This is a genomic window from Sphingobacterium sp. LRF_L2 (assembly GCF_965644235.1).
Lineage (GTDB): Bacteria > Bacteroidota > Bacteroidia > Sphingobacteriales > Sphingobacteriaceae > Sphingobacterium.
In genome coordinates this window covers 72781-92294 of record NZ_CBFFRI010000001.1, presented here as the reverse complement: position 1 = coordinate 92294, position 19514 = coordinate 72781, and the positions used below count along the sequence as shown (strand labels likewise).

Annotated in this window: 17 protein-coding genes; 6 read left to right on the top strand and 11 right to left on the bottom strand. The window is 39.8% G+C overall.

What is annotated here, in order from left to right; genetic code table 11:
* Positions 1–5 precede the first annotated feature (5 nt).
* Positions 6–242 (bottom strand): VF530 family DNA-binding protein, encoded by a 237-nt coding sequence (locus tag ACSZOX_RS00390; RefSeq protein ID WP_437917717.1) that lies wholly within the window; start codon positions 240–242, stop codon positions 6–8.
* Positions 243–392: 150 nt separating this feature from the next.
* A complete protein-coding gene (locus ACSZOX_RS00385) occupies positions 393–731 on the bottom strand; it encodes a n-acetylglutamate synthase (RefSeq protein ID WP_437917716.1) in 339 nt (112 codons plus the stop codon).
* Between the two features lie 111 nt (positions 732–842).
* On the opposite strand from ACSZOX_RS00385, the gene ACSZOX_RS00380 reads away from it, so the two are divergent.
* Positions 843–1265, top strand: coding sequence for an NUDIX hydrolase (locus ACSZOX_RS00380; RefSeq protein WP_437917715.1), 423 nt, complete (start codon positions 843–845; stop codon positions 1263–1265).
* 227 nt (positions 1266–1492) lie between these two features.
* On the opposite strand, the gene ACSZOX_RS00375 is transcribed toward ACSZOX_RS00380, so the two are convergent.
* The 7 genes from ACSZOX_RS00375 to ACSZOX_RS00345 form a co-directional block, all read right to left on the bottom strand.
* Positions 1493–2101: a hypothetical protein gene (locus tag ACSZOX_RS00375; RefSeq protein ID WP_437917714.1), complete on the bottom strand. Its 609-nt coding sequence runs from the start codon at positions 2099–2101 to the stop codon at positions 1493–1495.
* Positions 2102–2219: 118 nt separating this feature from the next.
* On the bottom strand, positions 2220–3617 hold the full coding sequence (locus tag ACSZOX_RS00370; protein ID WP_437917713.1) for a sulfatase-like hydrolase/transferase: 1398 nt from the start codon (positions 3615–3617) through the stop codon (positions 2220–2222).
* A gap of 18 nt (positions 3618–3635) precedes the next feature.
* The gene (locus ACSZOX_RS00365; protein ID WP_437917712.1) at positions 3636–5126 is read right to left on the bottom strand and encodes a RagB/SusD family nutrient uptake outer membrane protein; all 1491 of its coding nucleotides are present in this window, start codon (positions 5124–5126) and stop codon (positions 3636–3638) included.
* Positions 5127–5142: 16 nt separating this feature from the next.
* Positions 5143–8679, bottom strand: coding sequence for a TonB-dependent receptor (locus ACSZOX_RS00360; protein WP_437917711.1), 3537 nt, complete (start codon positions 8677–8679; stop codon positions 5143–5145).
* A 142-nt stretch (positions 8680–8821) separates the two neighbouring features.
* Positions 8822–9823: a FecR family protein gene (locus tag ACSZOX_RS00355; protein WP_437917710.1), complete on the bottom strand. Its 1002-nt coding sequence runs from the start codon at positions 9821–9823 to the stop codon at positions 8822–8824.
* Between the two features lie 111 nt (positions 9824–9934).
* Positions 9935–10552, bottom strand: a complete 618-nt coding sequence (locus tag ACSZOX_RS00350) for an RNA polymerase sigma-70 factor (protein WP_437917709.1) — start codon at positions 10550–10552, stop codon at positions 9935–9937.
* A 360-nt stretch (positions 10553–10912) separates the two neighbouring features.
* Positions 10913–11095, bottom strand: coding sequence for a hypothetical protein (locus ACSZOX_RS00345; RefSeq protein ID WP_437917708.1), 183 nt, complete (start codon positions 11093–11095; stop codon positions 10913–10915).
* A gap of 200 nt (positions 11096–11295) precedes the next feature.
* Here ACSZOX_RS00345 and ACSZOX_RS00340 point away from each other — a divergent pair, with 200 nt between their 5' ends.
* Positions 11296–11538, top strand: coding sequence for a hypothetical protein (locus ACSZOX_RS00340; RefSeq protein WP_437917707.1), 243 nt, complete (start codon positions 11296–11298; stop codon positions 11536–11538).
* Positions 11539–11802: 264 nt separating this feature from the next.
* On the top strand, positions 11803–12411 hold the full coding sequence (locus ACSZOX_RS00335) for a hypothetical protein (RefSeq protein WP_437917706.1): 609 nt from the start codon (positions 11803–11805) through the stop codon (positions 12409–12411).
* Between the two features lie 858 nt (positions 12412–13269).
* Here ACSZOX_RS00335 and ACSZOX_RS00330 read toward each other — a convergent pair.
* Positions 13270–14742 (bottom strand): caspase family protein, encoded by a 1473-nt coding sequence (locus ACSZOX_RS00330; protein WP_437917705.1) that lies wholly within the window; start codon positions 14740–14742, stop codon positions 13270–13272.
* Entirely contained in the window at positions 14742–15101 is a 360-nt protein-coding gene (locus ACSZOX_RS00325) for a hypothetical protein (RefSeq protein ID WP_437917704.1), read from the bottom strand. The genes ACSZOX_RS00330 and ACSZOX_RS00325 overlap by 1 nt, the downstream gene beginning before the upstream one ends.
* A 104-nt stretch (positions 15102–15205) precedes the next feature.
* On the opposite strand from ACSZOX_RS00325, the gene ACSZOX_RS00320 reads away from it, so the two are divergent.
* The 3 genes from ACSZOX_RS00320 to ACSZOX_RS00310 are packed head-to-tail and all read left to right on the top strand — an operon-like array spanning position 15206 to position 19455.
* Positions 15206–15481: a helix-turn-helix domain-containing protein gene (locus tag ACSZOX_RS00320; protein WP_437917703.1), complete on the top strand. Its 276-nt coding sequence runs from the start codon at positions 15206–15208 to the stop codon at positions 15479–15481.
* Between the two features lie 18 nt (positions 15482–15499).
* Complete coding sequence (locus tag ACSZOX_RS00315) at positions 15500–17494, top strand: site-specific DNA-methyltransferase (protein WP_437917702.1); 1995 nt, start codon at positions 15500–15502, stop codon at positions 17492–17494.
* Positions 17494–19455: an ATP-binding protein gene (locus ACSZOX_RS00310; RefSeq protein WP_437917701.1), complete on the top strand. Its 1962-nt coding sequence runs from the start codon at positions 17494–17496 to the stop codon at positions 19453–19455. Before ACSZOX_RS00315 ends, ACSZOX_RS00310 begins: the two co-directional genes overlap by 1 nt.
* The last annotated feature ends 59 nt before the right edge of the window (positions 19456–19514 follow it).

The following is a 19514-nucleotide window of genomic DNA, read 5'->3' as shown; positions in this document are numbered from 1 at the left end:
TGGAGCTATTGCGCATCCCTCTTTTTTTGCCGCAATACGTACAGGTATAAGCTTTCTACTTTTGCTCGCGCCCAAGGTGTTTTACGCAAGAATTTTAACGAAGAATTTATGCTGGGATTATCGGTAAAGCATTTAATCTTGATTTCTTCTCCAAGTCTTTCAAAGCCTTCATAATATGCTATCAATTCTTCTAGAATGGTATCTAGTCGTTTGCCGTGTAAGGGGTCTTTAGATTGTTCCATAAATTTTAACAAAGTTAGGACTATATAGGGAGTTTTTACAAAAAATATTTTAGCGAGCTGTACGACTAATCGTTGAGTCACTGGTAAAGATTCGTATTACGTTGCCCTATATGCAAGTTGCAATTGACTATCAGTCAAGCTGCATTATCTTTAAAGTTCTTCAATAATGGATTGGCCTTGAGAGAGATCGCCAGAAGTCCATTGCCACTGCTCATGCAATCTGATTTTGCCATTTTCTAATATTTCAGGTTTTGATTGGCAGATACCGGTCATGATCTGCCCTTCAGTATTGACTTGATGATAACGCATATCAATTTCTCCTTCTTCACCAACCAAACCAATTAAATGACCAGCACTAATTTTGCCCCCTTCATAGTAAGCAGTTAGGATATTACCCGTTTGTTTGTAATGAAAGCGAGTTTGCGATGATGTTTCACCGTTGTGGCTATTTTGCACCGGAGCAAAAGTCTTGTTATTGTAATTGATCATTTTGTTAATCGCTGTTTATTTCCCTGTCGTGTATGTACCGCACCTGTTGTAAAAATAAATATTATATGTTACTTTATGCCAAATTGAAAGGTTTTTGGCGAAAATATAAGAATGGATAAGGAGAATAAAAAATACATTCATACGGCTGGTTTGGTGGTTATTGAGGATAATAAATTGCTGTTAGCGTATAGCAATAATAAAAAAGCCTGGTATTTGCCAGGTGGCAAAGTAGATGATGGAGAAACCTCCTTGCAATCTTTACAACGCGAAATCTGGGAAGAGCTCACGCTTAAGGTCGAAGAGAGCGCATTACGATACTATTGCCATGTTACTGCGCCTGCTTATGGAGAAGAAGCACATGTTATTATGGAGCAGGATTGTTTTCTATACGAATTGGTCGAAGATATAACTCCTGCGAATGAAATAGGAGGGGTGAAGTTTTTTGACCTTGATAGCTACCGGGAGGAAGCTGCTCAGGTGGTCGGTGTGATAGACGTGTTCCGTCAGTTGCAAGCGGACGGATTGATCCGCTAGTTGCTTATTTAGATCATTTCGTGCTATAATTAGGGCGGAATCGGTGTATTTGGAGAATCGAAATGCAAAAGCCGCTCTCGTGCAAAACAGGAAATTTGTGCCAGAATCAAGGGGTAGCCCCAATTTTTTTTGGCACAGATTTCCTGTTTTTTTAGGTAGTAAAGTAATGTTTTTATGAGGAAAAAGTTGCTTTGGGCTTTTTGAGTGCACTTTTTTGGCTAATGGATTTAGTTTTTATGTAAAAGTGCAACTCCTGTGATTTTGGTAAAACCTCCTGTGATTCTCGTCAAATCACAGGAGGTTTTGTTCTGCGCTGCAGTGGTTTTGTCAGACTCTGCTGTGATTCTCGTTAAATCACAGGAGGTTTTGTTCCGCGCTGCTGTGATTTTGTCAGACTCTGCTGTGATTCTCGTCAAATCACAGGAGGTTTGATTCTGCGCTGCAGTGGTTTTGCTAGACACTGCTGTGGTTCTAGGCAAATCACAGGAGGTTTGATTCTGCGCTGCAGTGATTTTGTTAGACTCTGCTGTGATTCTCGTCAAATCACAGGAGGTTTTGTTCTGCGCTGCAGTGGTTTTGTCAGACTCTGCTGTGGTTCTAGGCAAATCACAGGAGGTTTGATTCTGCGCTGCAGTGGTTTTGCTAGACACTCCTGTGATTCTCGTTAAATCACAGGAGGTTTTGTTCTGCGCTGCAGTGGTTTTGTCAGACACTGCTGTGATTCTAGGCAAATCACAGGAGTTTTGATTCTGCGCTGTTGATGTGTTGTAGGCAGTATCAAATGTGGCAATATCCCATAAAGTGTGTAATTTATTGATAAAGGTGTGTTTTCTCATCTTAGCAGACGGTTAAGAAAGAGTTTCAAAAACTGCTCGCAATTTTTGAAACTCTTTCTGCCTATTTTCTAATATGTCTATTGCGCAAATTAAGGCTATTCCTAAAGTAGGTCTAGCATCAATCGGCTTTGACGGGCCAGAGCACTGAAGGTATATGTGCCTCTTGCATGAAATTAGTAAGTTTATCTACAATTAGCGGTTTTTGGTCAGCAATATTGTGAACTTCACCGATATCTTCTTCCAGATTATAGAGCTCGAAAGCGTCATCAATATTCTGCCGAATAAGTTTCCAGTTATCCCAACGAACGGCCTGTGCAATTCCCAGGTTAGGATACTGTTCCCAGTATAAAAAGCGTTGTTTAGGATCTAGGCTATTAGGCGATTTTAATTCAGGAAGAAGGCTTATTCCGTCTATAGGCAAGGATGTGTGTGACTTTGTAATATCGACTAGGGTAGCAAATAAATCGGGAAAGTAGTTCGGAAAGTCGGATTGTTTGCCTGCGTCTTGCTCATCAGCAGTTCTGATTATTAAGGGGACGCGTATACCTCCTTCATATAAGTCCGTCTTGGCACCACGCAGCGGTGCATTTTGCTTTAAAAGTTGCACATCTGCCTCGCGGGAACCTCCATTGTCGGAGACAAAAAAGATCCATGTGTTGTGCGCAATGCCAAGTTCTTCAACCGTTTTTACAACCCTGCCAATGCCCGCATCCATTTGTGTGATCAAGGCAGCATAGGCCTTATCGTTTTCCGGGAGATCTGTGTTTTCATAGAGATGCGGTTTCTTTACGTCCAACGGTGTGTGTGGTGCATTATAAGTCAGTAGCAAAAAGAAGGGCTTGTCTTTTTTACGTTGGATAATCTCTATTGCTTCATCGGTAGCCATATCTGTCGCATGTTTACCCCGCTTTCCGTGCAGATTCTCCGAAATTGTATAGGCTTCATTGTTTCGGAATCTTACCGTTGGATAGTGATTGTGGCTGCTATCTTCTTTAACGAGCCAACCATGGAATTCCTGAAATCCTCGATTCAAAGGATGTGCGGATGTATCAAATCCATCTAGATGCCACTTGTTGACAAGATAGGTTTCATAGCCATTATTACGGAGAACATTGGCTATGGTCGAATCTTGTGCTAGGAGATTGGGTCTACTCACCGCAATTTTTCCTTTCTGGCCTTTTATTCCTCCTTTACGGGTCATGTTTCCTCGAATACGAGCGTGTCCGGTATGAAGTCCGGTAAGGAGCGTGCCCCGCGAAGGCGAACATACACTGGCTCCCGCGTAGGCTTGCGTAAACCTAATGCCATCGGCGGCTAATTGGTCTATATGAGGTGTTTTGATAATGGTATTGCCATATACCCCCAGATCGCCGTAGCCAAGATCATCGGCTACGATAAAAATTACGTTCGGGGGAAGCTGTTTTACTTGCGCATAGTTGACTTGGCTACAAAAGGCGACCATACATGCCAACAATAGTTTTTTCCGCTGTGTCAATAGACCTTGCTTGTTTCTCATTATACAGTGTATTACAAATTATTGATAGCCGGGATTTTGTGTATACAGCCCTGGCTTTGCACTCAGTTCGTCTGCAGGAATGGGGTAAATCAGGTGGTTAGCGGTAATGGGGTTGATCGTAGTAATGCCATCGTTCGCGAGCCATTCGTTCATGATGCTGACCGCTTTTCCACTACGTACCAAATCATTCCACCTTAAACCTTCACCTAAGAACTCCCTTCTTTTTTCTTCTAGGAGCTCATCGAAACTGACGTTCGAGATAGCTTCTAATCCCGCCCGGGCTCTGACTTTGTTCACGATTTCGTCCACTTCAGCTTGTGTCCCCAGATTTCCCAACAATATGGCCTCAGCTTTCAAAAATAGAAGTTCGGTGTATCGAAGTACAATGAAATTGATCGGCCAGTCACTACGACTTGTACCACGATTGGTATAGTCAATATATTTCTTGATAAATGGACGGGAATAGCTCAGTTGGATATTAAAGCTCTTTCGAATGTCTGTAGCTGCGGCAGCATCATAAGATGCTTTCAGATCTGCCGTAACATCAAAATTACTTTGTCCCTGTCCATTCCCATAGAGATTGGATCCATAGGTACTCGTCCAAAAAGCAACTGGCGTAAGGTGGCTCGGAAAGCTAGCTCCATTGATGCCAGAAGCAAACTGGATATCGAAAACCACCTCTTCATTGTTTTCGTTATTGTATGAGAAAATAGAGGCATAGTCATCTACAAAAGAAAATGGGCCGTTCAATACCTCATTTAATAAAGGCAAAGCTTTTTCATATTCATTTGATTCGAGGCCTGGCCCTTCTATACCGTAGGTAGCTCCCGATCGGGTCAAATAAACGGATGCGAGGATACCTTTCGCTGCATATTGAGTAGCTCTGCCAACATCCGCGGCATCATAGCTTTCCGGAAGATTTTCGGCAGCGAATTCTAGGTCGGGAATAATAAGGCCATCATAGATGTCTACTACTGCACTACGAGGAATCGTTGCTGCCTCATCGGCCGTTAATACCTTATCTACATAAGGCACTTTCCCAAATGTGCGGATAAGCTGGAAATAGAAAAAAGCTCTTAAGAAACGGACTTCAGCTTCATAACGCAATTTTAGTTCATCATTTTTAATAAGGTCTCCTTTTGCCTCTAATGCTTCCAATACCGTATTTGCGTTGAATACACCATTAAAATCATTGCTCCAAGCGGTGCCGATATACCCCGTAGTAGCTATCGATTCGTCAAAATCGTTTATCCCCTGCCAGTCGCGATTGCCGTCGTGCAAAGCGTTTATATTATCACTGCGCATCTCGCCCATCCACATAAGCAGGCTTGGGTAGTTTTTCAGATTACTGTAAACGCCATTTACGGCCTGCGTGAAGTCATTGGCATTACTAAAAAAGTTTTCTGTAGTTGTACTTGATATCGGAAGCTGATCCAGTTTATCGCTACATGAGCTTGTACCAAGAACCAGTATTATGTAGAAAATAATATAAAATTTCCTCTTTTTCATTTGATTGTTTATTTCGTTAAAAAGACAAGTTAAGTCCGAAAGCGGCCGTTTTATTGATCGGTAACGATCCATAGTCTCCAGGGATCGAATAACTGCTATCACCACTCACGTTGGAATTCTGTGCTTCAGGATTAGCCCCTCCTTCATATTTGTCCTGTCCAAACCAATTTTGTAGGGATATGTAAATACGGGCATTGTTTAAAAAGGATTTCTGTGATTTTTTTCCAAAATTATATCCTATGGTTATATCTTGGATTCGCCAAAAATCGCTCGAATATATCCAGTCTGAAGTAACGTTCGGAACGGTATAGTTTCCGCCCAACTTACCTCTTTTTGCATCATAGTTTTGGTTCTCTTCTGTCCAGCGGTCTCTCCAGAGCCCCAAGATATTTGCGCTCGTACTTCCTGAAAAATCTACAGCACGACCGAAATAAGACAATATTTTTCCACCTTGTTGACCATACACTTGCACGCTTAAATCCCAGTTTTTGTATCTGAAACTATTGGTAATTCCCCAAGTGTAATCAGGATTTGGATGCCCGTATATGACTCTGTCATCCGCAGTGATTGTTCCATTTCCATCGGTATCTTGATATTTAGTATCGCCCACGGTCTGCCCTGATATTTTCGCTACATTCGGGTCGTCTATATCAGCTTGTGTTAAGATTCCCTGAGTCTTAGTTACATAGTAACTATAGAGCGGAAGTCCAGGTGCGAGTACATAAGGCGCATTGCTACCGCTGTAAGCCGAAGGGATATAGATGGCACTGGCATCTTCATTTAATGAAATCACTTCATTTTTGTTAAAGGCTATATTGGCTTTAGTAGACCATTCAAAATCGCCTTTTTTTATATTGACCGATTGAAGAGCTATTTCTAATCCTTTGTTTTTGACACTCCCGATATTCTGTAGGCTAGAACTAAAACCACTTGTACCCACAACTGGGAGGTTCAATAATAGATCCTTCGTCGTTTTTGTGTAGGCATCAACCACAAGGCTAAGTCTATTCTGCAGCAGATAAACGTCTAAGCCTAAATTATACGTGTCGGAAGTTTCCCACTTAAGATTTGGATTTGCGATACCTGAAGCGACCTGGCCTGCCGCAGAAACTGGTGAATTACCTCCAAAACTGTAGGTGGAAGAGGAGAGGGTCGAGATAAAATTATAGTTGCCAATGTTGTCATTTCCTGATTTTCCCCAGCTGAGACGTAGCTTGAGGTCGTTAATAGCTTTTACATTTTTTAAAAAGCTCTCGTCGGAAATGCGCCAGCCAACAGATAGGGATGGGAATGTACCCCACTTGTAATTTGCGCCAAATTTGGAAGATCCGTCTCTTCTCAATGTTCCAGACAAGAGGTAGCGATTATCGTAATCGTATTGCACGCGTCCGTAGTACGAAAACAAAGTATTGGTGTTTTCTGTTGTTGATCCTTCTACTGTAATTCCTGAACTGTTGGTCATCGCGTTGTTCAGTGTATTCACAATATTGTTGTTAAAACCGCCTGCGGTGTTTAATCCAAAATTATCAAGGTGTACCCAATTATAGGAAAGTCCGGCGATGGCCGAAAAGGTATGTTTTTCTTTAAATGTTCCGCTGTAACGTAAAGTGTTTTCATTGACGAAATTCTGTTTGCGGAAGCCCTCGTAAGATCCAGAGGCATTAAGTCCTGGATTAGTCTCTCTTGCTGCTGCTCCACCGACTGCGACATAATCGGAAACATAGTATTTATACTGTTCGTTGATATCATCGTAATTGACTGAAGTACGGACAGAAGCACCAGGGAATAGCTCATACTCAGCATAAGCAGTACCCAGAATACGTGTATTCTTTGTTAATCCGATAGTGTTGTTGAGGACAGCATAAGGACTAACTAGACGATCACTTGACCATTTGTATGTGCTGAATTCTCCGGCGCCCGTATTTAGACCAGCATCCGCCTCTACAACAGGGGCCATCAATGCCATATTCATAATAGGGGTGTCTTTCCCTTCCTGCGTTGGGGTATTACTCTCCGAGTATGATGGGGCAAGGTTGATTCCTAATTTCAAACGATCTTTGGCTTTTGTTTCCACATTGGCCCGAAGTCCGTAATTTTTGTAATCTGTATTGATGAGCGTTCCCTGTTGGTTTAGGTAATTACCGGAAATAAAATAGTTGGTATTTTGACTGGCGCCATTAGCAGATAGGCTATAATTTTGAAACAAACCATTCCTGTAAACCGCATCCTGCCAATCGACATATTGAAGTCCCGGATGCCCTTCTTGCGACCATCGTTCATCGGCCATATAGGAAATATTATATTCACCCTCAGCGAGTCCCAATATACTCCGTCTCTGATCATTTGTCTGGTCAGCTGTTCTGCCCGTGCCTGATCTTACCCAATTGATATCGGCCATTTCGCTGGCAACTTCTACCCATTCTTCTGCACTGAGTAAGTCTAATTTTCGGGCTACCTGACTTACGCCTGTATTCGCATTCAAGCTAATACTTGCTGTGCCAGTTTTTCCCTTTTTGGTGGTCACAATGACTACGCCATTCGCTGCCCGTGAGCCGTAGATTGCACCAGCTGCTGCATCCTTTAATACCTGTATGCTCTCAATATCCGCGGGATTCAGGTTACTTAATGGATGTGCGCCGTAACTTCCATTGGCACTTTGCCCTACAACATCCAAAGGAAAACCGTCGATGACATATAGTGGATCGTTACCAGCATTAATAGAGCCTGAGCCTCGTACCAGGATACTTAGTCCTTGCCCCGGAATGGATGTTTGTTGGCGTACTTGTACCCCAGGTAGTTGTCCAATAAGTGCCTGCTCTACCCGGTGGACTGGTTTTTCTTGAACCTGTTCTGTGTTGATGGAGGATACTGCGCCGATGATGTCTCTTCGACGTTGACTACCGTAACCTACAATAACGACCTCATCCAAACTATTATCGCTAGCTTCCAAGAAAATATCGATTGTTGATTGATTACCAACAATTACTTCCTTACTTAAGTAACCTAAATAAGAGAATTCAAGCGTAGTGTGCTCAAGTGCTTCCAAGCGGTAATGGCCTTCTGGGTCTGTGGTTGTTCCATTTGTTGTACCTTTCACCAGCACACTTACTCCTGCTAAGGGGGCTCCATTTTTATCGGTTACCTTTCCGGTAACCTCACGATTTTGTGGAGTTTCCTTGCCGATAGGGGAGAGCACGATAAGTTCATCTCCTGAAAGACGGTGCTGGTATCCTGTGCCTTTTAACAACTCGTTCAAGGCTTCTGATAGGGGTATATTGACCGCATTGATAGAGACACGATATTCCGATGGAAATTCATCGGCATTGTACACGAAACGGTAATTAAAATGAAGCTGTCGCTCAATTGCTTTAATTACAGTCGTGATCTTAGCTTTTTCAAAACGAAGATTGATCTCGGTGTTCTGTGAATAAACAGCTGCTGATACCTGAAATAAGCTAACAACAAGCAGTGTACAAGTTAATTTGATAACCATAAAATAATGATTGCTAATGAAAGTAGGTCGATTAGGACCTCTCCCTCGCTTTTTTTCCATACTTTTGAATTGATTTAAAAGTGTAAGATGGATGACCAGGCTCGCTTCCACCTGATACTGGTCTCCGTTGAAATACGATTAATCGGGCGCCCGGAACGAGCGCCCTTCTTCTCTTCTCTTGGCGATATGATATCGCCTATAACTATTGAATCCTGATTACCCTCCCTTCTTTCTTAAACTGAAACTTTCTGCTCATGCTTAATGCCTTAAGCACGTTGTTAATACCATCGTTTGCTTTTAATGTTGCTGTAAAATGCCAGTAGCGCATCATGGGATCATCAAAAACAACATCTACATCATACCATCGCTCTAGTTCTCTGGCCAGTTCGCTAAACGTGGTTTTCTCGAAAGAAAGTACGTTCCTCACCCAGGACGTTTCTACAAACGTATCTGTCTTTTCCATGATTATCTCTTGCGGTCCTCCGCTTACGACAGCATCTTGTGGGAATGTAGTTTGTGGGGGCTCTTGGGCGTTGCTGTGTGTATCTGCAACAGTAAGTTTCTGGCTAGGAAAAAGTGACAATGATTGTTTTGCGGCAGGTATATCTACGGCAATGCGTCCCTCAATCAGTGTGGTCTGTGTATATCCTTCTTCTTGGTAGTCTCTTACATTAAATTTCGTACCTACAACTTGGATTGTCATACGTTCCGTCACGACTGAAAAGGGCTTTGTTTTATTATGTGCTACATCTAAGAAAACTTCTCCTTCAATTTTTACTATGCGTTTCATCTGATTGAAATTTGTTGGATAATAAAGTTTACTTTCGGCATTCATCTGAATTTGAGTGCCATCTGGGAGTATGATATTTTTTCGCTGACCGGCTTTTGTAGAGATCTCGGTCCAATTGATATCATTCTGTACTTCCTTTACTTTTCGATCAGATTGATAAATCGTTGCCGCGATCAACGCCAAGAATAAAGCTGCCACGCCCGCTATTCTCCATCGAAGAATATTGCTTACGCGTCTCCCGGAATAGGGTACGATACGTTTCAATAAACGTTCTTCCACTTCCATATCCGGGTGATATATTGGTGCTTCCGTCTGAAAACTCTCGTAATAACGGTTGAGGATTTCCTCTTCTTCGGGAGAGGCATCTCTATTCAAATATTTCTTTAAAAGCGAAATGAACGCTTGTTTATCCACAGTCTTTTTGTTTGTTATCTTATAAGTATATAAAATAGAAGATATCCCCTATGGTATTAGTAGATTTTTTTTGTAAAAAATAAAAATGGATCGTTTACCGTTTTTGAACTACTAACAGGAGATTTGGAGAAGGAGTGCCGGAACTATAATCAAAAAATTCTTCATCAAGAACCGGATGGGCTTCAGGGCTTTTGTCAATTGATTCTCCACTGTCTTTGTGGATATGCCTAATTTCTCGGCTATCTGCTTATGGCTCATAGCCTTTTCTCTGCTCAATATATAGACTTCCTTGCAGCGTTGTGGTAGTTGCGCAATAAGACCATTTATAGTTTCTACAGTCTCGCTGTACTCTACGTTACGATCTGGTGTATCTAACGATAATCTCTCTGGAAGATTTTCAAAAACTTCTTTTCGGGATTTATTTTTTGTGATTTCAAAAAATACTTTATGCCTTACGATAGCATATAAGTAGGCATTTAAGGATTTTTCTATATGAAGATCTTGACGCTTATCCCACAATTGCATAAATACTTCTTGGATGATATCTTCACATCGATGTTCATCACGTAGCACCTGGAAAGCCGCTTGATAGAGTGGCCTCCAATATTTCTTAAACAAGGCAGTGTATGCCGAGGTATCGTTTTCGCGTATACGGTCTAGCAATGCGATGTCAACTGATATGTCGTTTTTCTCGTGAATCAATGTAATGTTTGGGCTTCTTTGAGCCAAATATACATATAGTCTATAAGAAAAGTAGACTTTTTTACAAAGAATGGAATTGGGCTTTGAAATTTTTAGGTATTCTTCAATAATTGATCTTGCTGCAATTGCAGAAACGTTTGCTAAAGATATACAACCCTTCGAACAGCTTTATTGCAAAACGCAAATTGTTAAAGGATTGCAAAAACAGAAGAAAGAATGAGTAATAAGGTTTGTAAACTTGTTGCTCGTCGTTACCATGTTAGGCAATTTTTACAATACCAATAGTGCCCGCTATTTCTGCTGTTGTGTTAAAGACTATTCGTGAATTAGAGTCTTTAAAAAATATGTAGGGGGGAGCTGGCGGTACTTACTTCTCCAATAGTTAGTCTAATTGATAAAATAATCATACAACACTAAGGCTGCAATAAATAAACCAAATGCTATAAATCGATATCGCCAATATTTGTCCATATTTAATTTGTCTCCCACGAAGCCAATAGTTATAGCAACGGCAGAAAAGAGAAAGCCACATAATTGATTATCATTCATATCCCAAAATACAAATAACATTATGGAATATGAAGAGTTTATTGGAAAACATAAGGTTCTCTTACAAAAGCTCTGTGATGTATTGAGCCTGTTAGCGAGCTGACCTGTGGATGGTAAAGGAATAAGATCCATAGAAGCATTCGAAAAGCTGAAAAGGCTGTTTACCCCGCTTTGGATTAGGGACAGGAAGTGGTTTTGATTATTGAAAGAAAGGAGAAAGAATGGATGTATTGGAAAGAGCTCAAACGCCTACACCCAAATTTTTCAAGGAGCTGCGTAGTATCGGTTTGATCGTGGCTGCCGTTGGTGATGCTATTGTACAAGTTCCTGTAGTGCCTCCAGTTGCCGTGGTAACCATCGGTGGTTATTTGACTGTGATAGATGGTGTGTTGTCTGCCATTAGCCAGATTACGGTAGATGACAAAGATAAGCCGGAATGCTCAAAGGGGGCACCTGATGAATAGATCAGCAGTAGGTATGGGAACTTGCGGAGGTCTGTTGATGGGGATTTTTCGATGATTGCTCATACGCGATATTTTTAGCACCGTCATACTGGCGATTGTTGACGCGGCAGTTAGTTTTTTGTATCTTTATTGCTCACAGATTTGGTGAAAAGGAAAAAATAAAGTTGTGATCGCTTTATTCATTAGAAAGTTCGGCGATTGACGGGCTTTTTTTAACTGATCAAGTTAAGATGTCAATATCTTAAATTCAAGCATTTTAAGTGCATGATGTATAAACTATTTTTTAATTATTTTATTGGCTTTTCATTTGTTTTAGCGATAATATTGTTTTGTGGATCATGCGCCTCACTGTCTGACATCGATCTTAACAATACTGAAAAAGAAATACCTCTCAAGACTTTACAGTCTAACAGAGAATACGTTTTTAGCAACCCAGCATTTTATGTTGGTAATAGAGTTATAGACTCTACGCAAAATACCCCTTTTAGTTATGATATGCTGTGGATAAATTTTGATCCTAAGTTCAAAATAGATGGAGTCGATTGGATCGACTATCAAGTGAAGATCGAAATAGTTTCAGCAAACAAAATGAATATCAAATTACTGAATGCTTCTGGAGAAATTATCCAAGAAAGAACTAAAAAATATAATAAGGTAGGTTCATTCTTTAAAATTAAACCTAAATTCTGGCTTTGGAATAATTACGGTGTGGTGAATGGCTTTGAATCTCAAATTAGTGCTTTATCAATAAGTGAAAAAGGCGATTTAATTGTAGTTCAACGCTCGGTAGATGGTGCATTTTTCATAGTGATGCCATTCGCTGGTTCAGAGGTGTCTGATACATATCATTATAAGCCAATATCGATGAAATAGAAAACTTTACCTGTTTAAATAATTTGTTTTTTACTCACTAATATGAGTGATTTTGAATTGTTTTCAAAAGAAAAAAGAGAAAAAAAGAAAGTGGTCTTTCAATGACTTGCTGCCTAATAAAGCAAGGTTTTTCTGGGGAATACGATCCGACAGCGGAGGGTGGAGATTTCTCCGAAAAGCTATCCTTGACCCTGCTGTTTAGCCATCCTGCATTATCTTACTTTGCTTTTTTGATTTTTATGGCCCGTTAATATTTATTAGCTGCTTTTTTATCAAAGAGCTTATTTCTTCTGCTAACGGCTGGTAGCTGGCTGCAATGAGCGTAGCGGATTGCAGACCAGCTACCAAGCTTCGCGAGCCGCCTGCGACTTGTGCGTTGGGCTGCCTATGGCCACCGCAGCCCGAGCGACCTGCAGGCGAGCCAAACTCGAGGCGGCGGTGGATGGCGTGGTGCTACATGGAATGCAATGGAATACAGCTCCACGCCAGACAAAGTAGCCGCCTATGAGGAGAACGAACTGAACTGCAAGGATGGTGACAATCTGCGCAGCACCCGAAGGGCAAATAGACGCTATCCCAATGCTTTTGGAATTGAGTACTCATGGATAGGGTCTATTTGGATTGGGCGACATACTTGCTGAAGGAGGACGACGAATGCCTTATTTCCTTCCCTTCATACTGTTGTGTCATAAACAAACGTAATAGAAAGAGTTGCTGTATTATAACAATAAAATCTAAAGTGCTATATATAATTGAGATATGAATTTGTAATTTATTTCAGCGACTAGTTGACTAGGGGTTAATATGTCTTTTACTTCTATAATTTTCATCGTTTTTAAACTCCTAGAAGATAATCGACTAAAAATCCCAATTATCTTGTATATCCAATCCTTCTACTTTTCTTCTAATTTCAATTTCGTGTAATGGAATATTGCTGTTAAGCATAATTAAGTTTTGGGGTATATTAAATGTGGTCAGTAATTTTTCAAATTGAATTTTAGAGCCTATAGAACTTCCAATGATTGCTATAACTCCTTCAGTAATATCCTTGGCTTGACTGTTAATTGAATAAATTATTTGTTGTTTACCTTCTAGCCAATGTTCCTCTTCTTCAGCAAGGACATCTAAGGAGACAGGTAGATTGTTGTTGCTGGTAATCGGATAATAAAGAAGTTTATCGCTATAAGACATCAATAGTCCATTAAGATATTGGAAACTCTGATCAAATAGTTTGTTGTTTCGTAGCTCAATTAAAATGTTTGAAACATCAATGTTTTCACTAGCAAACCTGAATTGACCAAATTCATTGAAATACAATTCGAATAACATGCCATTAAGGAGGTGATTCTTGTTATCTACCTCTCTATATGACACCAGAAACGTTACTATATTTTCGTCAAGAATATTTTTAGCCTTAAAAGTACCGTTTGAATAAGCGCGAACTAGCCAACGACCAATAATAAATTTCTCATTCGGGAGTAAACGTTGGGCTTGAATTAATAAAAAAGCTTCTATAGCATCTCTTTGACTATACCAGTCTGCTGTTTTAAATAAAATGATTACATCTTGAATTTGCTGATCTGAATAATCATAAGAGCTATCATTTATATACATATTTGGATATCCAAAATCAACTTCTATGGGCAATGGCTTCTGAAAAAAAAACTCATTTATTAATGAGGTGTGTTCCCATGTTACTTTTTTTCCTTGAGTCAAAGAGTATACAGACTGACGGACCTTCTTAAATAACGATTCCGCCTGTATGCTTGTATTAGATTTAAGGTGTTGAACCAAAGTACCCGTATAAGCGCTGTTTTTTTCAAATCCACCATCCGCAGCCTTCTCTCCACTTGTAGTAGAAAATGCAATCAGAGTTCCTCTTGGTGTTGCAATTGGAGCAAACTCTTGAGCTTGGATTCCTCTAACACCCCTAGGATTGTCTCTACATGCATCAACAATAATGATTTTTGTGATTCCTAAATTTGTTTTTTCTAACTCTAGAATTTCTGATAATTTAATTGAATACCTATCATAATAAGCTTTTCCTTCTTGATCTTGACACGTCTCTTGAAATGTTAAGTAGTTTTCTCCTGCCACTTCGATACCATGTCCAGCATAAAAAAAAATGAAAGCATCATAATTTTTAAGATTAGTATTTAATTCTTGTGATAGGGCTATCCACTCGTTCATTGAAATGTCTTGATACAAACGGGTATCATAGTCAAATGATTTGAAAACTTCATTAATGGAAGTAGCATCATTGATTGCATTATCTAACTTAGTGAAGTTGCCTGCATTATCGACACCAATACAAATGGCTAAAACTTTCATTATTTTATATTTGTAGGCCGGTAAGAGATATAAGGGAATTCTGATATTTGCAATTCTTCAGCAATCGAATTTGCCCATTCCAAAACTTTGATTAGTTCGTCATTTGATTTGGCTTTCCATATTTTTTCTTCTTGCTTATAGGTCTTTAAAAAATTTCCTCTTTGATCAGTATTACCGTCTAAGTAAGCATTTCTCAACCGGCACAATAAGCACCAAACCATAGCTTGATTTCTTGGCGAGAATGTTTTCGATAGTAAGTCGTCCCATTCTGATGCCTCTGCTAAAACTCCTAATGGGTCATCTCCTCTTCCGGTCTGAAATAGTGACCTCGCCAAGTTTTCATATTTTAATGCTTCCATAATTTAGATTCTTATCTATATACACCTTCAAATTTGTTTTAAATATAGGCAAAAACCCTTATATTGGCCAATAATTGTCAAGTCAAATTTCAAACAATAAGATCATGATTGGAGAAAAGATCCGGGAACTACGTGAAGCGAACAATATCTTGATCCGACAGCTTGCTGCTCAGTTGGATATCGATACAGCTTTATTGAGCAAGATGGAGCGTGGCGACCGCTTTTTTAGGAAAGAGGACCTCACAAAAATTGCGAATATTTTCCGGGTTTCGGAGCGGGAGCTGTTGACCTTGTGGCTGGCGGATCGGGTTCTTAAAACAGTGGAAGCTGAATCACACCAAAAGGAAGCGTTGGAACTGGCATTGAAGACGATTAAATAACCTAAATAGAATAGCGAAATGAGTGTAGACAAATTGGATATGCAATCACCGGATTTGGTGAATCAAAATATAGAAAAGTTGGCTGGATTATTTCCGAACTGCGTGACGGAGAGTGATGCAGGTAAGGCTATAGACTTTGATTTACTAAGACAAGAGTTAAGCCATGCCTTAGTCGAAGGCAACAAAGAGCGCTATCGACTGGAATGGCCAGGCAAGAAAGAAGCCATTGTAACCGCAAACTTGCCCACAACGAAGACACTTCGGCCTGTTCGTGAAGATTCAGTGGATTTTGATAATACGGAAAACATCTACATAGAGGGCGATAATCTCGAAGTGCTTAAACTTTTACAAGAAAGTTACCTAGGAAAGATCAAGATGATCTATATTGATCCTCCATACAATACAGGCAAAGACTTTGTCTATAAAGACAATTTTGCGAAAGATAATCAGGAAGAGCTTCTTGAAAGTGGTCAGAAGGATGAGTACAATCAGCGCTTGGTCGTTAATCCGGAAACAGCGGGTCGGTACCATTCTGACTGGCTAAGTATGATGTACCCGAGACTGAAATTGGCTCGAAATCTTCTGAAAGAGGACGGTGTAATTTTTATTTCTATAGATGAGAATGAGCAAACTAATCTTAGGAAGATGTGTGATGAAATTTTTGGAGAAAATAATTTTAGTGGAGAAATTGTTTGGAAGAATAGTAGTAGAAATGATCAAGATTATATATCGGTTCAGCATGAATATATAGTATGTTATGTTAAAAATAAGAATGTTAATAAAGGAGATTGGAAAGAGAAAAAGGAAGGTTTAGAAGAAATTTATAAAGCATTTGATAGTTTTCAAAAAATTCACGGAAATGATTGGGATGCTATTCATAAAGAAGGATTAAAATGGTATAAACAATTCCCTGAATCTAATCCTATATCTTCAAATAAACATTACAGCTGGATGGATGAGAATGGGGTCTATTTTCCGGATAATATTTCTGGACCCAATTTTGGACAATATGTTTATGATGTATATCACCCAGTGACAAATAAAATTGTAAAATCTCCTTCTAGAGGATGGTTTTGCCCTCAGTATAAGCTTGAAGAATTAATATCTAAAAATTTAGTTCATTTTGGAAAAGATGAAACTACTGTACCTTGTCTTAAAACTTATTTAAACAACACGGAATATAAAAGTATTTCAAGTGTAGTATTTAAAGACGGTAGGATTGCATCCAAGGTTTTAAGGAGTCTGTTTGGAGACGAAGTGTTTACTAACCCTAAAAATGTCGATATACTTACAAATTTGATGAATTCGGTTGGGGTAAAAGAAAATGACATAGTTTTAGATTTCTTTTCTGGTTCAGGAACAACGGGGGAATGTGTTTTCAAACTAAATTCTATTAATAGACATTCCTGTAGGTTTATTTTAGTTCAAATTCCTGAGGATCTAAATGAAACTATTAAGCTTAGTGCCGGAGGAGCAAAAAAAACTGTTGTTCGTAGTATTCAATTACTAAAAGAGCTAAATAAACCTGAAAACATCTGTGAAATAGGCAAAGAACGTATCCGTCGTGCTGCCAAAAAGATCAAAGAAGAAACCGGAGCAGATATTGACTACGGTTTTCGAGTGTACAGGTTGGATGACAGCAATATGCAGGATGTGTATTATAAACCACAGGAATATGCACAAGCTAATCTGGATCTGTTTGCGGATAATGTGAAATCTGACCGGACAGCTGATGACCTTTTAGCACAGGTCATGCTCGACTGGGGACTTCCATTGAGTTTGAAGATTGAACGCTTAGAAATTGTAGGAAAGGAAGTCTTTTGTGTTGCTGAAAATTCACTGTACGCGTGTTTCGATAAAGGCCTTGACGAAGCCTTTGCCAAAGAAATCGCGAAAGATAAACCTTTACGTGTTGTCTTTAGGGATAATGGATTTAAAGATGACACAGCGAAGGTCAATGTCAAGCAATTGTTGAAGCAATTGAGTCCAGAAACTGAAATGAAAGTGATCTAATGAAGAGTGCAGCAGAATTAATTCAACAGCTCAATTATACGGATGAGTGTAATTGGATAGAAGCTAAACGTGGAAGTGCTATTGATCGTTCGATATTGGAAAGCGTATGTGCCTTTTCCAACGAACCAGGTTTGGGAGGTGGTTATATTTTGCTGGGTGTAGAACAGGAGGCGTTATCCTTATTCCCTACTTACTATGCTTCGGGTGTCGAGCAGTCAGATAAAATACAGCTGGATTTAGGCACCCAGTGTGCATCGATGTTCAATCAACCTATTCGTCCCATTATACAGGTCGAATCCGTAAATGGAAAAAACGTCATCGTTGCGTACGTACCTGAACTTCCAGATGGACAAAAACCTGCTTATTTTCGAAATGAGAATCTGCCGCAGGGAGCTTACCGTCGTATAGGTTCTTCAGATCAACGCTGTACAGATGATGATCTGTTTGTATTCTTTAATAAAGAAGATAGTTTTGATAGTGCCTTGGTAAGCGGTTCTTCTCTGGATGATATCAGTGAAGAAGCTCTTGCTTTATATCGGCAGTTACGTGGCAAGGTAAATGCCTTTGCTGAAGAGCTGCAGTACAATGACGAAGATTTACTCTATTCATTGGGGTGTATCCGAAAAGAAAAAGGAGAAATCCAATTGACCTACGCAGGTTTATTGCTTTTTGGAAAACGCATAGCACATCGTCGGCTGTTGCCTATGGTGCGTGTGGATTATGTACGAGTTCCAGGTAATGAATGGATGGAAGATCCTGAGAATAGGTTTACGACAATTGATATGCGGGGTTCCTTATTGGAAATGGTACAACGTGTGTTTAGTCAGATTACGGATGACCTGCCTAAAGGTTTTGTGTTACCAGAGGGGGAACTGCAAGCCGAAAGTATCGGCTTACCTACTCGTGTTCTTCGTGAGGCTATTGTTAATGCGTTAATCCATAGAACTTACCGTGAGAATCAACCTATTCAGATTATTCGTTATGGCAACCGCATCGAGATTAAGAACCCGGGCTTTTCCTTGAAACCGGAAGATCATTTGGGAGAACCAGGTTCGAAGAGTCGTAACCCTTTTATTGCAGCTGTATTCCATGAAACTAACTTGGCAGAGACCAAAGGTTCGGGTATACGTACGATGAGGGCTTTGATGGAAAAAGCTAATCTGTTACCGCCGACATTTGAAAGTGATCACGGCCGAAACCAATTTACCGTACGTTTGCTTCTTCATCATTTCTTAGGTGTTGATGATGTACAATGGTTATCCACCTTTGAAGTCTATTATCTGAATGAAGATCAGAAACGTGCTTTGATCTTCACCCGAGAAGTGGGTGCTATAGATAATTCTTCGTATCGACAGCTTAATGGTGTAGATATTCTCAAAGCCAGTGGTGATCTTAGAGATATGCGACTGAAGGAATTACTAAATCAAAAAGGTAAAGGTAGAGCTACCTATTATGTTGTCGGGAAAAACTTTATTATCGGAGATGCAACCGAAGATAGTAAACCACCTGTGAGCGTTAGTGCACCACCTCAAGGAGATAGTGGACCAGTTGATGATCTTAGGACACCACCTCAAGGTCTTAGGACACCATCTCAAATCGTTAACACACCAGTTGATGGTCTTAAGACACCACCCCAAACCATTAACACACCAGTTAATGATCTTAAGACACCACCTATTCAGAGAGGTAGTACTGAAGTAGATGATATTATTTCGCAAATTGCTCGACTAGGCGCTCGCGTTAACGACATTGAAAGGGTTAGAGAAATAATTTTAGAGCTGTGTGCAATACAACCATTCAAGGCTACTGAAATTGCCAGACTTTTTAATAGACAAGAGGATTATTTCAAACGTAAATATCTAACCAGTATGATAGCCAATAAGGATCTGATCTATAAATATCCGGATATGATCAATCATCCCGAACAGGCTTATATTACCGCTAAGACTGATAAAGGATAAGCCATGGAAAGAATTTTTAATAAAATTTATTTTAATTTATTTGTTAAGATTATAAATAA